We start from the raw sequence: 18,258 nt of genomic DNA on the forward strand, positions 1-18,258 counted from the left end.
AATTCAAGATCGAACTATAGAGTTTGATCCTGGCTCAGATTGAACGCTGGCGGCATGCCTTACACATGCAAGTCGAACGGCAGCACGGGAGCAATCCTGGTGGCGAGTGGCGAACGGGTGAGTAATACATCGGAACGTGCCCAATCGTGGGGGATAACGTAGCGAAAGCTACGCTAATACCGCATACGATCTACGGATGAAAGCGGGGGATCGCAAGACCTCGCGCGAATGGAGCGGCCGATGGCAGATTAGGTAGTTGGTGGGGTAAAGGCTCACCAAGCCAACGATCTGTAGCTGGTCTGAGAGGACGACCAGCCACACTGGAACTGAGACACGGTCCAGACTCCTACGGGAGGCAGCAGTGGGGAATTTTGGACAATGGGCGCAAGCCTGATCCAGCAATGCCGCGTGCAGGATGAAGGCCTTCGGGTTGTAAACTGCTTTTGTACGGAACGAAACGGCGAGCTCTAATACAGTTTGCTAATGACGGTACCGTAAGAATAAGCACCGGCTAACTACGTGCCAGCAGCCGCGGTAATACGTAGGGTGCGAGCGTTAATCGGAATTACTGGGCGTAAAGCGTGCGCAGGCGGTGATGTAAGACAGTTGTGAAATCCCCGGGCTCAACCTGGGAACTGCATCTGTGACTGCATCGCTAGAGTACGGCAGAGGGGGATGGAATTCCGCGTGTAGCAGTGAAATGCGTAGATATGCGGAGGAACACCGATGGCGAAGGCAATCCCCTGGGCCTGTACTGACGCTCATGCACGAAAGCGTGGGGAGCAAACAGGATTAGATACCCTGGTAGTCCACGCCCTAAACGATGTCAACTGGTTGTTGGGTCTTCACTGACTCAGTAACGAAGCTAACGCGTGAAGTTGACCGCCTGGGGAGTACGGCCGCAAGGTTGAAACTCAAAGGAATTGACGGGGACCCGCACAAGCGGTGGATGATGTGGTTTAATTCGATGCAACGCGAAAAACCTTACCCACCTTTGACATGTATGGAAGTCGCCAGAGATGGCTTCGTGCTCGAAAGAGAGCCATAACACAGGTGCTGCATGGCTGTCGTCAGCTCGTGTCGTGAGATGTTGGGTTAAGTCCCGCAACGAGCGCAACCCTTGTCATTAGTTGCTACATTCAGTTGGGCACTCTAATGAGACTGCCGGTGACAAACCGGAGGAAGGTGGGGATGACGTCAAGTCCTCATGGCCCTTATAGGTGGGGCTACACACGTCATACAATGGCTGGTACAGAGGGTTGCCAACCCGCGAGGGGGAGCTAATCCCAGAAAGCCAGTCGTAGTCCGGATCGCAGTCTGCAACTCGACTGCGTGAAGTCGGAATCGCTAGTAATCGCGGATCAGAATGTCGCGGTGAATACGTTCCCGGGTCTTGTACACACCGCCCGTCACACCATGGGAGCGGGTTCTGCCAGAAGTAGTTAGCCTAACCGCAAGGAGGGCGATTACCACGGCAGGGTTCGTGACTGGGGTGAAGTCGTAACAAGGTAGCCGTATCGGAAGGTGCGGCTGGATCACCTCCTTTCTGGAAACTGCAATCTAATTTGAACGCTCACACTTATCGGTTGTTGGAAGGTTGTCGCCAGCGGTCTTAGGCTTGTTCCTGGATCACTAGTGACCGGCTTGGGTCTGTAGCTCAGTTGGTTAGAGCACCGTCTTGATAAGGCGGGGGTCGTTGGTTCGAGACCAACCAGACCCACCATCCCGTCCATCAAACTGGGGGATTAGCTCAGCTGGGAGAGCACCTGCTTTGCAAGCAGGGGGTCGTCGGTTCGATCCCGTCATCCTCCACCATTCTTTCGATACTTATTCATTCAACACCAAAGCGGCTTCGTCAGAGGCCTCTTTGTTGTTGATCAAGATCTCTTGATCAATCGGCTGTTCTTTAAAAATTCATAGAGTCGAATCAGCGTTGCTGATGGAAACCGCACATTCGTAAAGGTTTAGTGCGGACCGTGCCATCAGCAACATAGAATTTTTGATTGCGTCAAAACGAATATCAAACTTCACGTTTGAAATTCAGATAATTTGAGCGAAAGCTCAATTACGGCATAACGCGACGGGTGAAAGACCCGTCAGACATTCCTTGATGATAATGAGAGGCTTCGCAAGAAGAATCAAAGTTATAGGGTCAAGTGAATAAGAGCACATGGTGGATGCCTTGGCAATGATAGGCGACGAAGGACGTGATAGCCTGCGATAAGCTTCGGGGAGCTGGCAAATTAGCTTTGATCCGGAGATTTCCGAATGGGGAAACCCACCTGCAAAGGTATCGCATACTGAATACATAGGTATGCGAGGCGAACCGGGTGAACTGAAACATCTCAGTAGCTCGAGGAAAAGACATCAACCGAGATTCCGAAAGTAGTGGCGAGCGAAATCGGAGAAGCCTGCAAGTGATAGCACAAGACATAACGGAACAGCTTGGAAAGGCTGGCCATAGCGGGTGATAGCCCCGTACGTGAAATGACCTGTGTGGTACTGAGCTTGCGACAAGTAGGGCGGGACACGAGAAATCCTGTCTGAATATGGGGGGACCATCCTCCAAGGCTAAATACTCATCATTGACCGATAGTGAACTAGTACCGTGAGGGAAAGGCGAAAAGAACCCCGGGAGGGGAGTGAAATAGATCCTGAAACCGTGTGCTTACAAAAAGTAGGAGCCCGCAAGGGTGACTGCGTACCTTTTGTATAATGGGTCAGCGACTTACATTCAGTGGCAAGGTTAACCGAATAGGGAAGCCGTAGAGAAATCGAGTCCGAATAGGGCGATCAGTCGCTGGGTGTAGACCCGAAACCAAGTGATCTATCCATGGCCAGGATGAAGGTGCCGTAACAGGTACTGGAGGTCCGAACCGACTAGTGTTGCAAAACTAGCGGATGAGCTGTGGATAGGGGTGAAAGGCTAAACAAACTTGGAAATAGCTGGTTCTCTCCGAAAACTATTTAGGTAGTGCCTCAAGTATTACCGTCGGGGGTAGAGCACTGTTTAGGCTAGGGGGTCATGGCGACTTACCAAACCTATGCAAACTCCGAATACCGACGAGTACAGCTTGGGAGACAGAGCACCGGGTGCTAACGTCCGGACTCAAGAGGGAAACAACCCAGACCGCCAGCTAAGGTCCCTAAAATTGGCTAAGTGGGAAACGAAGTGGGAAGGCTAAAACAGTCAGGATGTTGGCTTAGAAGCAGCCATCATTTAAAGAAAGCGTAATAGCTCACTGATCGAGTCGTCCTGCGCGGAAGATGTAACGGGGCTAAGCCAGTTACCGAAGCTGCGGATTTGCAATTTATTGCAAGTGGTAGGAGAGCGTTCTGTAAGCCTGTGAAGGTGCGTTGTAAAGCGCGCTGGAGGTATCAGAAGTGCGAATGCTGACATGAGTAGCGTTAAAGGGGGTGAAAAGCCCCCTCGCCGTAAGCGCAAGGTTTTCTACGCAACGTTCATCGGCGTAGAGTGAGTCGGCCCCTAAGGCGAGGCAGAGATGCGTAGCTGATGGGAAACAGGTCAATATTCCTGTACCGATGTGTAGTGCGATGTGGGGACGGAGAAGGTTAGCTCAGCCAACTGTTGGATATGTTGGTTCAAGCCTGTAGTCATGCCTGGTAGGCAAATCCGCCGGGCTTAGATGAGGGGTGATAACGAGTCTGCTTGCAGACGAAGTGAGTGATACCCTGCTTCCAGGAAAAGCCACTAAGCTTCAGCTACACACGACCGTACCGCAAACCGACACTGGTGCGCGAGATGAGTATTCTAAGGCGCTTGAGAGAACTCAGGAGAAGGAACTCGGCAAATTGACACCGTAACTTCGGAAGAAGGTGTGCCTTTAGTAGGTGAAGGGATTTACTCCTGGAGCCCAATGAGGTTGCAAAAAATCGGTGGCTGCGACTGTTTATTAAAAACACAGCACTCTGCAAACACGAAAGTGGACGTATAGGGTGTGACGCCTGCCCGGTGCTGGAAGATTAAATGATGGGGTGCAAGCTCTTGATTGAAGTCCCAGTAAACGGCGGCCGTAACTATAACGGTCCTAAGGTAGCGAAATTCCTTGTCGGGTAAGTTCCGACCTGCACGAATGGCGTAACGATGGCCACACTGTCTCCTCCTGAGACTCAGCGAAGTTGAAATGTTTGTGATGATGCAATCTCCCCGCGGAAAGACGGAAAGACCCCATGAACCTTTACTGTAGCTTTGTATTGGACTTTGAACAGATCTGTGTAGGATAGGTGGGAGGCTTTGAAGCAGGGTCGCTAGATCTTGTGGAGCCAACGTTGAAATACCACCCTGGTGTGTTTGAGGTTCTAACCTAGGTCCATTATCTGGATCGGGGACAGTGCATGGTAGGCAGTTTGACTGGGGCGGTCTCCTCCCAAAGCGTAACGGAGGAGTTCGAAGGTACGCTAGTTACGGTCGGACATCGTGACGATAGTGCAATGGCATAAGCGTGCTTAACTGCGAGACTGACAAGTCGAGCAGATGCGAAAGCAGGACATAGTGATCCGGTGGTTCTGTATGGAAGGGCCATCGCTCAACGGATAAAAGGTACTCTGGGGATAACAGGCTGATACCGCCCAAGAGTTCATATCGACGGCGGTGTTTGGCACCTCGATGTCGGCTCATCTCATCCTGGGGCTGTAGCCGGTCCCAAGGGTATGGCTGTTCGCCATTTAAAGAGGTACGTGAGCTGGGTTTAAAACGTCGTGAGACAGTTTGGTCCCTATCTTCCGTGGGCGCTGCAGATTTGAGGAAGCCTGCTCCTAGTACGAGAGGACCGGAGTGGACGCACCTCTGGTGTATCGGTTGTCACGCCAGTGGCATTGCCGAGTAGCTATGTGCGGAAGAGATAACCGCTGAAAGCATCTAAGCGGGAAACTCGTTTCAAGATGAGATCTGCCGGGGCCTTGAGCCCCCTAAAGAGTCGTTCAAGACCAGGACGTTGATAGGTCAGGTGTGGAAGCGCAGTAATGCGTTAAGCTAACTGATACTAATTGCTCGTGCGGCTTGACCCTATAACTTTGATGAATGTCAAAATTGTTATGCCAAGTTGACGCACTCAAAAACTAAGCTGATTTGACCCTATGAATTCGTTGTCCTGACCCGGTGTCAGGACGGCAACAAGTTATGCCTGATGACCATAGCGAGGTGGTCCCACTCCTTCCCATCCCGAACAGGACAGTGAAACGCCTCTGCGCCGATGATAGTGCGGGTTCCCGTGTGAAAGTAGGTCATCGTCAGGCTATTACAGCCCAGAAAGCCCGGTCACTTGTGTGATCGGGCTTTTTGCTTTGCTGCGCCGGGTTTGTGCAACGGACGTGCATCCGATGCCATGCACGGTCAGTGGTTCTGCACCCAATCGCCGTTTCGCACCAGTGCGCCCGAGCGTTCCAGATCGGCCAGCAGGCCATCGATCCAGGCCCTGATCGTGAGGCCGCGGATGTGCTCGCTGTGCAGGCGCTGCATGTAGGGCGTTTGCAGCGCCCAGTGCAGCAGATCGCTGTGCCCGACCCGTTGCAATTCCAGCAGTTTGAACTTCAGCAACACCTTGGCGGCATGGGTCGCGTGTTTCAAGGGGTTGGCCACGAAGCCGCTGAGGCGCTTGCGTGCAATCAGCAGCGCGTCGGGCGCCCCACTGAACGCCCGGCCATGACCCGGAATCACCACCTTGGGCTGCAACGACTCGATCAAGTCCAGCGTGGCGCCGACTTCGGCAAACCCACTTTCGCCATCCAGTTCGGGAAACACCACGCCGAAGCCGTTCTCCCACAGCGCATCACCAGAAATCAGCGTGCGACTGTGGGGCTCGAACAGCACCACCGCGTGGGGGTCGTGGCCCGGGGCGGCATGCACCTGCCACAGCAGATCGCCCAGTGGCACGGTACTGCCGGGTTGCAGCAAGCCATCGAGTTGGAACGGCGGGCACTGCTGGCCGGTGGGCGCGTAACTCAGCGCCTGCGGGTCCCACGTGGTCACATGCGCCGCCTGCCCTGGGGGAATGGCGGTGTGCAGGGCCGGGTAGCGCGCCTGCAGAGCCGCATTGCCCCCGCAGTGGTCGCTGTGCAAATGGGTGCACAACAACCGATCGAGCGGGCGGCCTGCCAGTGCTTCACTGACCAGCATCACCGTTTGCTCGGCATGGCTGGCGTAACCGCTGTCGATCATCGCCGTGCCGGCCTGGCCTTGGACCAGGATGTTGTTGGAGGACAGCCAGCCGCGCTCCAGCAAGGTCACGCCGTCAGGCAGGGCAATCGCAGGTTTCATGGGAATGGCTGTCATGGGAAAGGTCATGGCGGTAAAGGCCGATTCTGGGTGAACCAGGCCTCGGCCTCGTCTGGTGGGGCCTCGAACATCAGCTGCAAGCCCGCCGACTCGCGTTGCGCGATCGTCGCGAGGAATGACGCCGTGCCGCCAGGCGTCTTGCCCAGCGCGGCAAAGGTGTCAAAACCGGATTCGAGAAAACGCTGCAGGTCACCGAGGCCCGCCGCGGCCGCCGGGCCGCGCATCATCTTGAGCATCATGCGCAGGCCACGACCGCGGGTCAGCCGCGCCAGTTCCTGGCCAATGCGCAACACGCCGTCCAGCTGCGCTTGCCGATCGGCCGCGCTGCCCACGCGGCGCCACGCGGCAATGTAGGCGCTGGCGGCCGAGCTGGCCCGGCCGTCGAACGACAGCCACTGCTCGGCCATTGCCAAGTCCAGCGCCTCGGTTTGGGCATGCAGCTCGGCCAGCGCCACCGCCGTGCCCACCACCTCTTCGGGGAAAAGGCGTTGCAAGGCGCTGGCAATGCGGCTGAATTGGGCGTCGCGGTCGGTGTAGTCGCGGGCCCCGTACAACTCCTCCAGAAAGAAGCGGGCCGCGGCCGCGTAGCGGACATCGGCCAGCAAGTCGGCGTAAGTGCCGGCAAAACGCTGACTTTGCAGCTGTTTGACGGTGGCCACCCCGTGGGCCAAGTTGGCCTGGTGCTGCGCCTGGGCTCGCAATCCGGCAACCCGGGCCATGGCCAGACGAATCTGCTCGGCGGGCGCTGTGACAGTGGCATTCATCTACGGGATTGTGCCCATACCCGCTAGACCGTTCGCTCTAGTGGCCCCGCGCCAGTCGGTGCGATAGTCGTTGCATGAATCGTCGAACCTTGTTGAAGCTGGGCGCCGGCAGCGGCATCGCCCTGGCGCTGGCTGGCCTGGCCGTGGCCCAGTGGGAGTCGCCGCTGAACCAAGGCCGCTTGTCGGCCTCGGGCCGGGAGATTTTCCTGGCGGTGGGCGGCGCCATCCTAGACGGCAGCCTGCCCGCAGCACCCGCCGCCCGCAGCGCCGCCTTGAACGGCTTGCTGCTGCGAATCGAAGGCCTGATCGCCGGCCTGCCCGGCGCCACGCAAGACGAGCTCGCCGAGCTGTTGTCCGTTCTGTCGAACCGGGTCGGCCGCTTGGCGCTGTGTGGGCTGTGGACGGGCTGGGCCGAGACGCCGTCCGAGCGCCTGCAGCAGCAGCTGCAGTCCATGCGCACCTCCAGCCTGGGCCTGCGGCAGCAGGTCTACCACGCCTTCCACGACCTGGTGAACGGCGCCTATTTCTCCGCCCCTGCCACCTGGGCCCAAGTGGGCTACGCCGGTCCGGTGACGCTGTAACCCGCACGAGATTCCTTGATGAGCACCATTCCCGATCCCATCCGTGACGGCCTGCAGCGTGGCTGGAAAGTCCTCGGCGGCCCCCACGGCCCGCTGCCCGCCCGCATCGAGTGCGACGTGGCCATCGTCGGCAGCGGCGCTGGCGCTGGCGTCACCGCCGAATTGCTGACCAAGGCTGGCCTCAAGGTCGTGCTGGTCGAGGAAGGGCCGTTGCGCAGCAGCAGCGATTTCAAGCAGATCGAAAGCATCGCCTACCCCGACCTGTACCAGGAAAGCGCCGGCCGCAAGACCACGGACAAGGGCATCACCATCCTGCAAGGCCGCTGCGTCGGTGGTTCCACCACTGTCAACTGGACCAGCTCCTTTCGTACCCCCGAGCCCACGCTGAAGCACTGGCAGGACAGACATGGGCTGACCGACTTCTCGCACGAGCAGCTGGGCAGCTATTTCGCCCAGGCCGAGAAGCGCTTCAACATCGCGCAATGGACGCTGCCGCCGAACGAGAACAACGAAGCCCTGCGCCGCGGCGCCACCAAGCTGAACGTGCCCAGTGCGGTGATTCCGCGCAACGTCAAGGGCTGTGCCAACCTCGGCTCCTGCGGCATGGGCTGCCCGGTGAACGCCAAGCAGTCCATGCTGGTCACCACCATCCCGGCCGCGCTGGACGGCGGCGCCCAGCTGTGGGTCGAGACCCGGGCCGAGCGCTTTGAGCTGGCGGGCAACAAGGTCACCGGCCTGTTGGTGCGGCCGGTCAGCCGCAATGGCACACCGGTGGGCGCCGCAGAGAGCCGCGTCGTCGCGCGGCACTACGTGGTGGCTGGCGGCGCCATCAACTCGCCGGCGCTGCTGCTGCGTTCCAAGCTGCCCGACCCGCATGGCCGGCTGGGCAAACGCACCTTTCTGCATCCGGTGGTGTTGTCGGCTGGCGTCATGCCGCACAAGGTCAATGGCTGGAGCGGCGCACCACAGACGGTGTACACCGACCACTTTCTGCAAACCCAGGCCATCGACGGGCCCATGGGCTACAAGCTGGAGGCACCGCCGGTGCACCCGGTGATTTTTGCCACCACCTTGCCCGGCTACGGCAAAGAGCAGGCCCAGCTGCTGAGCCAGCTGCCCAACGCCCAGGTGCTGCTGGCCTTGCTGCGCGACGGGTTCAACGACCAGGCGCCCGGCGGCACGGTGAGCCTGCGCAAGGACGGCTCACCGCTGCTCGACTACCCACTCACCGGCTTTGTGATGGAAGGCGCGCGGCGTGCGCTGCTGAGCATGGCCGAGATCCAGTTTGCCGCCGGCGCCCGCCAGGTGCTGCCGGTGCACGAACTGGCCCAGCCCTACAGCTCCTGGGCCGAGGCCAAGGAAGCCATCGCCAAGCTGCCCATGCAGCCGTTGCTGACCCGGGTGGTCAGTGCCCATGTGATGGGCGGCTGCAGCCTGGGCGCCACTGAAGCCCAGGGCGTGGTGCGACCCGACGGCGTGCATTGGCAGGTGGACAACCTGTCGGTGCACGACGGCTCCATCTTCCCCACCAGCATCGGCGCAAACCCGCAGCTGTCGATCTACGGCATCGTCAACCGGCTGGCCCAGGGCCTGGCCCAGCGGCTCAGCGGCCGCGAGGTGGCGCTGGCGTGACCGTGGGCTCGCTGGCCCGCTTGCAGCGCGTGGTGTGCAGCACGCTGCTGCTGGCGGCCGGGGCCACCGCCTGGGCCCTGTGGTCCCACGGCTGGCAGGTGGCGCTGCTCGCGGCCCTGGTCGTGCTGTGGGTCCATGGGTTGGTGCTGGCGGTCGAGTTCGCGCTGCTGCCCCGGCTGAACCGACACGACCCATCGCCCGCCATCACCCCCTGGCAGTTGCTGAGGGCCTGGCTGAGCGAATGCTGGGCCGCCTGGGTCACCTTTGGTTGGCGCCAGCCCTTTCGTGAGCATGCGCTGGCCGACCAGTTGCCTGCGCCGGGCCAGCCCGCTTTGCGCGGCGTGGTGCTGGTGCACGGCTTTCTGTGCAACCGCGGCCTGTGGGCGCCCTGGATGCAGACCTTGCAGGCGCGCGGCCATGCCTGTGTGGCACTCAGCCTGGAGCCCGTGTTGGCGTCCATCGACGCCTACGTGCCCCAACTGGACCGGGCCGTGCAGCAAATGACGGCCGCCACCGGCCAGCCACCGCTGCTGGTCTGCCACAGCATGGGCGGCCTGGTGGCGCGGGCCTGGCTGCGCCAGCGCCGCCAGGCCGGTGAGTCCCTGCCTGCCGTGGCCCGGGTGGTGACGCTGGGCACGCCCCACCACGGCACCTGGCTGGCCCGGCTGGGTCACGGTGCCAACGCCCGCCAGATGCGCCAGCACAGCGACTGGCTGCAGCAGCTCGCCGCCAGCGAGCCGGCCGACCTGGGCCGCTGGTTCACCTGCTGGCACTCCAATGGCGACAACATCGTGGCCCCCACTTCCACCGCCACCCTGCCAGGGGCAGACAACCGCTTTTTGCCCGGGGTGGGCCACATGGCGCTGGCCTTGCGGGCCGATGTGCGGGCCGCCACGCTGGCCTGGTTGGCCGATTCGCACACGGTTTAGCCGGTGCCATGGCTGGAACGCACCCTGTGGGCCTATTTTTTTGCTTCTGCATCAATAGCAAGCTTTGCATTGCTGGCGATGGCTGGTGACGAAAATGACGGTTTATTTGGAGTCAAACCCGGAAATGACGGGCAAATCCCTTGCCCATTGGGTTGTGGTGCCTAAGTAAAAACCCTAGGATGGGTGAATGGTCAAACCCAGCGCGCTCCTCAAAGCCTCCCTCGATGCCGGGCGGGAGCTGTTTCGTGCCGCGCCGGCGTCCGACCCCGAGGGCCCCTCTGGCCACGACGCCTCCCCCTCGCCGGTGATGGTGCCCATACGCTCGCTGGGGCCGGGCCACCGCGAACGCATTGCCACCCATTTGCTGGCGCTGGACGCAGACGACCGCTACCTGCGTTTTGGCTACGCCGCCAGCGACGAACAGATCCAGCACTACGTGGACCAGCTGGATTTCGAGCGCGACGACATCTTCGGCATCTACAACCGCCACCTGGTGCTGATCGCCGTGGCCCATCTGGCGTTCTCGACCGCACCCGACTGCGAGGCCTGTGCCGAGTTCGGCGTTTCGGTGCTGCGCCAGGCCCGGGGCCGCGGTTACGGCGCCCGCTTGTTCGAGCGCGCCGTCATCCATGCGCGCAACCAGCGTGTCGACCTGTTGTTCATCCACGCGCTGAGCGAGAACACCGCGATGCTGAAGATCGCCCGCAACGCCGGCGCGGTGGTGGAGCGCCACGGCTCGGAAAGCGACGCCTACCTGAAGCTGCCGCCGGCCGACCTCGATTCCCGCGTGGCCGAGATCGTCGAGGAGCAGTTCGCCCAGACCGATTACCGGCTGAAGGTGCAGGCCAAGCAGTTCTGGGATTTCCTGGCCAGCTTGCAAGAGGTGCGGCGCGGCGTGCGCGAAGGCCGGCACAAGTCGGGCAGCTGAGGCCGCCCGGGTGCGGTGAGGCACTGCCCGCCGTCACGCCAATCCGCTATCCTCGGGGTTACTCAACTACCGCACACCCCCGTGTCAGACCCTCACCCGGGGCGCTCCGAACGAGAGCCCCACCAGGACAAGCGCAGCTTCCTGCAGAAGATTGCCGAGTTCATCCATCCCGGCCCCGACTCCAAAGACGAGCTGATCGAGACGCTGGTCGAGGCCGAAGGCAACGAGATCATCGGCGCCGAGTCCCGTGCCATGCTCGAAGGCGTGATCCGCATGGCCGACATGACGGCCGGCGACGTGATGGTGCCCACGCCGCGCATGGACTTGATCGACATCGGCGCACCGTTTGACGAGCTGCTGCACCAGGTCATCGACACCGCCCACTCGCGCTTTCCGGTGTTCGAGGGCCAGAAAGAAAACATCATCGGCACGCTGATGGCCAAGGACCTGCTGAAACTGCAGCGGGCGCCCGAGCTCAACATCCGCGCGCTGCTGAGGCCGGCCGTCTTCATCCCCGAGAGCAAGGGCCTGAACGATTTGCTGCGCGAGTTCCGCGGCAATCGCAACCACCTGGCCATCGTGGTGGACGAGTTCGGCCGCATTGCCGGCCTGATCACCATCGAGGACGTGCTGGAAGAAATCGTCGGCGAAATCGAGGACGAGTTCGACATCGCCGAAGACGAGGGCGACATCTTCGGCCTGCCTGACAAAACCTACCGCGTCAGTGGCGACACCCTGATTGAGCGCGTCAACGAGGCCTTTGGCGTCAGCCTGGCGCACGACGACGTGGACACCATCGGCGGCCTGGTCTCGCACGAGATGGGCCATGTGCCCAAACGCGGCGAGCAATTCCAGGTGGCCGGCCTGCGCTTCACCGTGTTGCACGCCAAGGGCGGGGCGGTGAAGTGGTTCAAGGTGGCGGTCGACCCCACCCCGCAAACGCCCGCATGAGCGGGCCCTTGCCGCGCCCCGGCGGGTTGTTGCTCGCCATCGCCGCCGGCCTGGCCCATGCGCTGGCCATCGCCTGGCCCTTCGCCCTGGCCGCGCCCTGGCTGGGCATGGCCACCGGCCAGCCGGTCTGGTGGCTGCAGCTGGCCTCGCTGACCCTGCTGGTGGCGCTGCTCAAGCGCAGCACTTCGGTGCGCAGCGCCGGCCTGGGGGGCTGGGCCTACGCCACCGCCATGCTCAGTGCCACCTTCTGGTGGCTGTTCATTTCCATGCACACCTATGGCGGGCTCCATGCCGGCCTGACGGTGCTGGCCGTGCTGGGCCTGGCGGCCTTTCTGGGCAGCTACTACGCGCTGGCGGCGGCGCTGTGGGTGCGGCTGGCGCAACGCCAGACCCTGCCTTCATGGGCCCAGGCCTTGCTGTTTGCCGCCCTGTGGACGCTGGCCGAGCTGGCCCGCAACGACCTGTGGACCGGCTTTCCCTGGGGTGCCGGCGGCTACGCCCACCTGGCCGGTCCGCTGTCGGGCTGGCCGCGGGTGCTGGGGGCTTTGGGCACCGGCGCGCTGGCGGCTTTTGTGGCCGCGCTGCTGGCCCTGGGCCGTGGCAAGGCCTTGGCCACACCGCTGCTGGCGCTGGCCGTGGTGACGCTGGCCATGGCCCCGCCGGCCTCACTCAAGCTGCCCTGGGGCCATTGGGCACCCGAGGCTGCGGGCTCTGCCGGCAAGCTGTCGGTGACGCTGCTGCAAGGCAACATCCCGCAGGACGAGAAGTTCCAGCCTGGCAGCGGCGTGCCGCAGGCGCTGCGCTGGTATGGCGAGCAGCTGCTGGCGGCCGACACCGCGCTGGTGGTTGGGCCGGAGACCGCCGTGCCGCTGCTGCCTGACCAGCTGCCGCCCGGCTATTGGGAGGCCCTGACCCAGCGCTTCGGCAGCGCCCGCCATGCCGCGCTGCTGGGCATCCCGCTGGGCAGCTTCGAGGCGGGCTACACCAACTCGGTGATCGGCCTGCGGCCCGGCCAGGCCCAGCCCTACCGCTACGACAAACACCACCTGGTGCCCTTTGGCGAATTCATCCCGCCGGGTTTCCGCTGGTTCACCGAGCTGATGAATATCCCGCTGGGCGACTTCAACCGCGGCGCGGTGGGCCAGCCCTCGTTCGAATGGCAGGGCCAGCGGCTGGCACCCCACATCTGCTACGAAGACTTGTTTGGCGAGGAGCTGGGTGCGCGCTTCATCGATGTGGCCGTCGCGCCCACGGTGTTTGTCAACGTCAGCAACATCGGCTGGTTTGGCGACAGCGTGGCGATTGACCAGCATTTGCTGATCGCCCGCATGCGGGCGCTGGAGTTCGAGCGGCCCTTTGTGCGTGCCACCAACACCGGCGCCACCGTGGTCATCGACCACCATGGCGAGGTCACCCACGCGCTGCCGCGGCTGCGCCGTGGCGTGCTGGTGGCCGAGGTCGAGGGCCGCACCGGCACCACGCCTTTTGCGTGGTGGGTGGCGCGGCTGGGGCTGTGGCCGCTCTGGGGCCTGGCCCTGGTGGTGGTACTGGGTGCCTGGCGCCTGCGGTCGCGCCAGCGCGGCTGACTGGCGACGGGGCGGAAGCCCCGTAAAATCAAGGGCTACCGAGCGTTGCCGGCCTGACAGGCGGCGCCGGGCCATTGCGGCAACGCCACCACCATGCTCACCTTCCAGCAAATCATTTTGAAGCTGCAGTCCTACTGGGATGCCCAGGGCTGCGCCTTATTGCAGCCCTACGACATGGAGGTCGGGGCCGGCACCTCGCACACCGCCACCTTTCTGCGCGCCCTCGGCCCAGAACCCTGGAAGGCCGCCTACGTGCAGCCCAGCCGCCGGCCCAAGGACGGCCGTTATGGCGAGAACCCCAACCGCCTGCAGCACTACTACCAATACCAGGTGGTGCTCAAGCCCGCGCCGGCCAACATCCTGGAGCTGTACCTGGGCAGCCTGGAAGCGCTGGGTTTCGATTTGAAGAAAAACGACATCCGCTTCGTCGAAGACGATTGGGAAAACCCCACGCTGGGCGCCTGGGGCCTGGGCTGGGAGGTCTGGCTCAACGGCATGGAGGTGACGCAGTTCACCTACTTCCAGCAGGTGGGCGGCATCGACTGCAAGCCCATCACCGGCGAGATCACCTACGGCCTGGAGCGCCTGGCCATGTATTTGCAGGGCGTGGACAACGTCTACAACCTGAAGTGGACCGACACGCTGAGCTATGGCGATGTCTACCTGCAAAACGAAAAAGAGCAGAGCGCCTACAACTTCGAACACAGCGACGCCGACTTCCTGTTCACCGCCTTTGCCGCCCACGAGAAGCAGGCCAAGTATTTGATGGAACAGCAGCTGGCCTTGCCGGCCTACGAGCAGGTGCTGAAGTGCGCCCACAGCTTCAACCTGCTGGACGCCCGCGGCGCCATCAGCGTGACCGAACGCGCCGCCTACATCGGCCGCATCCGCAACCTGGCCCGCGCCGTGGCGCAGAGCTATTACGACAGCCGCGAACGCCTGGGCTTCCCCATGGCACCGCGCGAATGGGTCGACCAGATGAGCAAGAAGGCCGCCTAAGACATGAGCACGCAAAACCTTCTGGTGGAACTCTTTGTTGAGGAACTGCCCCCCAAAGCCCTGAAGAAACTGGGCGATGCCTTTGCCGGCGTGTTGTTCGAGCAGCTCAAGGCCCAGGGCCTGACCGCGGCCGACGCCACGCTCACCCCCTTTGCCTCGCCGCGCCGGCTGGCGGCCCACATCACCGCGGTGGCCACCCAGGCCGCCGACAAGGCCCAGTCGCAAAAGCTGATGCCGGTCACGGTGGGTCTGGACGCGGCCGGCAACGCCACACCAGCGCTGCTGAAGAAGCTGCAGGCGCTGGGCGCCGACGCCTCCGCGGTGGCCGGCCTGAAGCGCGCGCCCGACGGCAAGGCCGAGGCCTTGTTCTACGACAGCACCGTGCAGGGCGCGACGCTGGCCGAGGGCCTGCAGAAGGCGCTGACTGAGGCCATTGCCAAGCTGCCCATCCCCAAGGTCATGAGCTACCAGCTGGAAAGCGGCTGCGCGCTGCCCGGCTGGAGCAGCGTGAGCTTTGTGCGCCCGGCCCATGGCCTGGTGGCCTTGCACGGCAGCAGCGTGGTGCCGGTGGAGGCGCTGGGCCTGAAGGCCGGCGCCAGCACCCAGGGCCACCGCTTCGAGGCGGCGGTGTCGCCGGTGGTGCTGCAAGACGCCGACAGCTACGCCGCCACGCTGGCCCGCGACGGTGCGGTGATTGCCAGCTTTGCCGAGCGCCGGGCCGAGATCGTGCGCCAGCTGGCCGCGGCCGCCGCGAAGGTGGGTGGCGGTGCCAAAGCCATTGACGACGACGCCTTGCTCGACGAAGTCACGGCGCTGGTCGAGCGGCCCAATGTGCTGGTCTGCGAGTTCGAAAAGCAATTCCTCGACGTGCCGCAGGAATGCCTGATCCTGACGATGAAGGCCAACCAGAAGTACTTTCCGCTGCTGGACGCCGCCGGCAAGTTGACCCACAAGTTCCTGGTGGTCAGCAACATCAACCCGGCTGACGCCAGCTTTGTGATTGGCGGCAACGAGCGGGTGGTGCGCCCCCGCCTGGCCGACGCCAAGTTCTTCTTCGACCAGGACCGCAAGAAAACCCTGGCTTCGCGTGTCGACGGGTTGGACAAGGTGGTTTATCACAACAAGCTGGGCAGCCAGGGCGAACGCGTGACCCGGGTGCGTACCATCGCCATGGCGATTGCCGCGCAGCTGGGTGACGCCACGCTGGTGGCCCAGGCCGACCTGGCGGCGCAGCTGGCCAAGACCGACCTGGTGACCGACATGGTGGGCGAGTTCCCCGAGCTGCAAGGCATCATGGGCGGCTACTACGCGCTCAACGACGGCCTGCCCGAGGCCGTGGCCCATGCCATCGAAGACCACTACAAGCCCCGCTTCGCCGGCGACAGCCTGCCCCGCAACCGCGTGGGGGTGGTGGTGGCCCTGGCCGACAAGCTGGAGACGCTGGTCGGCATGTTCGGCATCGGCAACCTGCCCACCGGCGACAAGGACCCGTTTGCGCTGCGCCGCCATGCGCTGGGCGTGATCCGCATGCTGACCGAACAAGACCTGGCGCTGGACCTGGCCGGCCTGCTGGCCAGCGCCGTGCCGGCCTTTGGCGACAAGGTCACGGACGCGTCCGCTGCGCTGGCCGACTTCGTCTACGACCGCCTGGCCGGCAGCCTGCGCGAGCAGGGCTACAGCGCGCAGGAAGTGGACGCCGTGCTGGCCCTGCGCCCGCAGCGCCTGGGCGACGTGGCCAAACGCCTCGCCGCCGTGCGTGCCTTTGCCGCGCTGCCCGAGGCGCCCGCGTTGGCAGCCGCCAACAAGCGCATTGGCAACATCCTCAAGAAGGCCGATGCGGTCGACGCCCATGTGAACCCCCAGCTGCTGGTGGAGCCGGCCGAGGTGGCTTTGCACAAGGCGGTGCTGCAAGTCACGCCGCAGGCCCGCGCCCAGTTCGACGCGGGCGACTACGCCGCCTCGCTGCAGACGCTGGCGGCGCTGCGCGCCACGGTGGACGCCTTTTTCGACGACGTGATGGTCAATGCCGAGGCCATGGACGTGCGCCTCAACCGCCTGGGGCTGCTGGCCACGCTGCACGCGGCGATGAACCGCGTGGCTGATTTGTCGAGGTTGGTCGCATGAGCGGCGGATTGCCGCCGGGCCGCCCCAAGGCAGGCCAGCCCCCTCGGGGGGCAGCGCCGACACGCAGTGCGGCGCGTGGGGGCCTATGAAACTCGCCATCCTCGACCGCGACGGCACCATCAACCGCGACAGCGACGAGTACATCAAGTCGCCGGAGGAATGGGAGCCGCTGCCTGGCGCGCTGGAGGCGATTGCCCGGCTCAACCATGCCGGCTGGCATGTGGTGGTGGCGTCCAACCAGTCAGGCCTGGGCCGCGGCCTGTTCGACGTCGGTTCGCTGAACGCCATGCACAGCAAGATGCACAAGGCGCTGGCTGCGGTGGGCGGTCGGGTCGACGCGGTGTTCTACTGCCCGCATTCCCCGGGCGAGGGCGAGAAGGCCTGCGGCTGCCGCAAGCCGCTGCCCGGCCTGTTCGAGCAGATCGGCGAGCGCTACGGCATCGACCTGGCCGGTGTGCCCACCGCCGGCGACAGCCTGCGTGACCTGCAGGCCGGCGTGGCCGTCGGCTGCGAGCCGCACTTGGTGCTGACCGGCAAGAGCCTGGTTTTGCGTGGCCACCCGTTGCCACCCACTTACCCGGCGGGCACCCGCATCCACACCGACCTGCCGGCCTTTGCCGACTTCATCATCGCCCGCGAGGCCGCGGCCAAGGCACCCCCGGCCGCCCCGGCTGGCTGAAGCTTTCCTGCCGTCCCGCGCCGCCCTTTCACACAAGACCCGCCACCATGCCCTTGATTCGCTCTGTTCTGCACGCCCTCTGGATGCTGGTGACGGTGATCCCCTGGTCTTTCTACATGCTGGCCTCGTCGCTGGTGGTCAACAGCACCACGCTGTACTGGCAATGTGTCACCTGGCTGCGCATGGCCACCACCGGCGGCACCGTCATCCTGGGCATACAGAACCGCGTCACCGGCATGGAGAACCTGCCATTGGGCGAGAAAAGCCCGGCGATCCTGCTGGTCAAACACCAGTCGACCTGGGAAACCTTTGCCATGCCCACGCTGATGCCACACCCGCTGGCCTATGTGTTCAAGCGTGAGCTGATCTACGTGCCGTTTTTCGGCTGGGCCATGGGCCGGCTGGACATGATCCACATCGACCGCAGCCTGCGCGCCAAGGCCTTTGCCAAGGTGGTGGAGCAGGGCCAACGTCTGCTGGCCCAGGGCGTGTGGGTCATCATGTTCCCCGAAGGCACCCGCATCCCGCGCGGCCAGAAGGGCACCTACAAGCTGGGCGGCACCAAGCTGGCCGTGGCCACCGGCGCACCGGTGATCCCTATCGCCGTGACCTCGGCCAAATGCTGGCCGCGCAAGGCCTTCATCAAGCGCCCCGGCATTGTGGATTTTTCCATTGGCAAGCCCATTCCCAGCGTGGGCCGCGAGCCCGAGGAACTGATGGCCGAGGTCGAGGCCTGGATCGAGGCCGAGATGCGCCGCCTGGACCCCGAGGCCTACCAGTGAACCTGGCC

The 18,258-nt window shown here is 63.2% G+C and carries 12 protein-coding genes, 2 tRNA genes and 3 rRNA genes; 15 read left to right on the top strand and 2 right to left on the bottom strand.

Annotated elements, in window-relative coordinates; translation table 11 throughout:
• Positions 1-11 precede the first annotated feature (11 nt).
• From AC4BAR_RS00450 to rrf, 5 genes are all read left to right on the top strand, one after another.
• A 16S ribosomal RNA gene (locus tag AC4BAR_RS00450) occupies positions 12-1,546 on the top strand.
• Between the two features lie 100 nt (positions 1,547-1,646).
• A tRNA-Ile gene (locus AC4BAR_RS00455) sits at positions 1,647-1,723 on the top strand.
• 16 nt (positions 1,724-1,739) lie between these two features.
• Positions 1,740-1,815, top strand: a tRNA-Ala gene (locus AC4BAR_RS00460).
• 335 nt (positions 1,816-2,150) lie between these two features.
• A 23S ribosomal RNA gene (locus AC4BAR_RS00465) occupies positions 2,151-5,028 on the top strand.
• A gap of 115 nt (positions 5,029-5,143) precedes the next feature.
• A 5S ribosomal RNA gene (gene rrf, locus AC4BAR_RS00470) occupies positions 5,144-5,256 on the top strand.
• The 16S, 23S and 5S rRNA genes sit together here with 2 tRNA genes alongside, the layout of an rRNA operon.
• Before the next feature lie 97 nt (positions 5,257-5,353).
• Here the strand turns inward: rrf and AC4BAR_RS00475 are convergent.
• Entirely contained in the window at positions 5,354-6,283 is a 930-nt protein-coding gene (locus AC4BAR_RS00475; RefSeq protein ID WP_490627162.1) for an MBL fold metallo-hydrolase, read from the bottom strand.
• 17 nt (positions 6,284-6,300) lie between these two features.
• Positions 6,301-7,059, bottom strand: a complete 759-nt coding sequence (locus AC4BAR_RS00480; protein WP_490625854.1) for an FFLEELY motif protein — start codon at positions 7,057-7,059, stop codon at positions 6,301-6,303.
• 74 nt (positions 7,060-7,133) lie between these two features.
• Here AC4BAR_RS00480 and AC4BAR_RS00485 point away from each other — a divergent pair, with 74 nt between their 5' ends.
• The 10 genes from AC4BAR_RS00485 (at position 7,134) to AC4BAR_RS00530 (ending at position 18,250) form a co-directional block, all read left to right on the top strand.
• The gene (locus AC4BAR_RS00485) at positions 7,134-7,640 is read left to right on the top strand and encodes a hypothetical protein (RefSeq protein ID WP_490625855.1); all 507 of its coding nucleotides are present in this window, start codon (positions 7,134-7,136) and stop codon (positions 7,638-7,640) included.
• Between the two features lie 18 nt (positions 7,641-7,658).
• Entirely contained in the window at positions 7,659-9,272 is a 1,614-nt protein-coding gene (locus AC4BAR_RS00490) for a GMC family oxidoreductase N-terminal domain-containing protein (protein WP_490625856.1), read from the top strand.
• Positions 9,269-10,201, top strand: a complete 933-nt coding sequence (locus AC4BAR_RS00495; RefSeq protein ID WP_490625857.1) for an alpha/beta fold hydrolase — start codon at positions 9,269-9,271, stop codon at positions 10,199-10,201. The genes AC4BAR_RS00490 and AC4BAR_RS00495 overlap by 4 nt, the downstream gene beginning before the upstream one ends.
• 187 nt (positions 10,202-10,388) lie before the next feature.
• Complete coding sequence (locus tag AC4BAR_RS00500; protein WP_490625858.1) at positions 10,389-11,129, top strand: GNAT family N-acetyltransferase; 741 nt, start codon at positions 10,389-10,391, stop codon at positions 11,127-11,129.
• An 81-nt stretch (positions 11,130-11,210) separates the two neighbouring features.
• Entirely contained in the window at positions 11,211-12,080 is an 870-nt protein-coding gene (locus AC4BAR_RS00505; RefSeq protein ID WP_490625859.1) for a CorC family transporter, read from the top strand.
• Positions 12,077-13,666 (top strand): apolipoprotein N-acyltransferase, encoded by a 1,590-nt coding sequence (gene lnt, locus AC4BAR_RS00510; protein ID WP_490625860.1) that lies wholly within the window; start codon positions 12,077-12,079, stop codon positions 13,664-13,666. Before AC4BAR_RS00505 ends, lnt begins: the two co-directional genes overlap by 4 nt.
• Positions 13,667-13,759: 93 nt before the next feature.
• Complete coding sequence (gene glyQ, locus AC4BAR_RS00515; protein ID WP_490625861.1) at positions 13,760-14,665, top strand: glycine--tRNA ligase subunit alpha; 906 nt, start codon at positions 13,760-13,762, stop codon at positions 14,663-14,665.
• A 3-nt stretch (positions 14,666-14,668) separates the two neighbouring features.
• On the top strand, positions 14,669-16,789 hold the full coding sequence (glyS, locus tag AC4BAR_RS00520) for a glycine--tRNA ligase subunit beta (protein ID WP_490625862.1): 2,121 nt from the start codon (positions 14,669-14,671) through the stop codon (positions 16,787-16,789).
• A gap of 85 nt (positions 16,790-16,874) precedes the next feature.
• The gene (gene gmhB, locus AC4BAR_RS00525; RefSeq protein WP_490625863.1) at positions 16,875-17,468 is read left to right on the top strand and encodes a D-glycero-beta-D-manno-heptose 1,7-bisphosphate 7-phosphatase; all 594 of its coding nucleotides are present in this window, start codon (positions 16,875-16,877) and stop codon (positions 17,466-17,468) included.
• A gap of 47 nt (positions 17,469-17,515) precedes the next feature.
• Positions 17,516-18,250 (top strand): lysophospholipid acyltransferase family protein, encoded by a 735-nt coding sequence (locus AC4BAR_RS00530; protein ID WP_490625864.1) that lies wholly within the window; start codon positions 17,516-17,518, stop codon positions 18,248-18,250.
• Positions 18,251-18,258: the final 8 nt, after the last annotated feature.

The organism is Rhodoferax sp. SPJ4 (assembly GCF_058216275.1).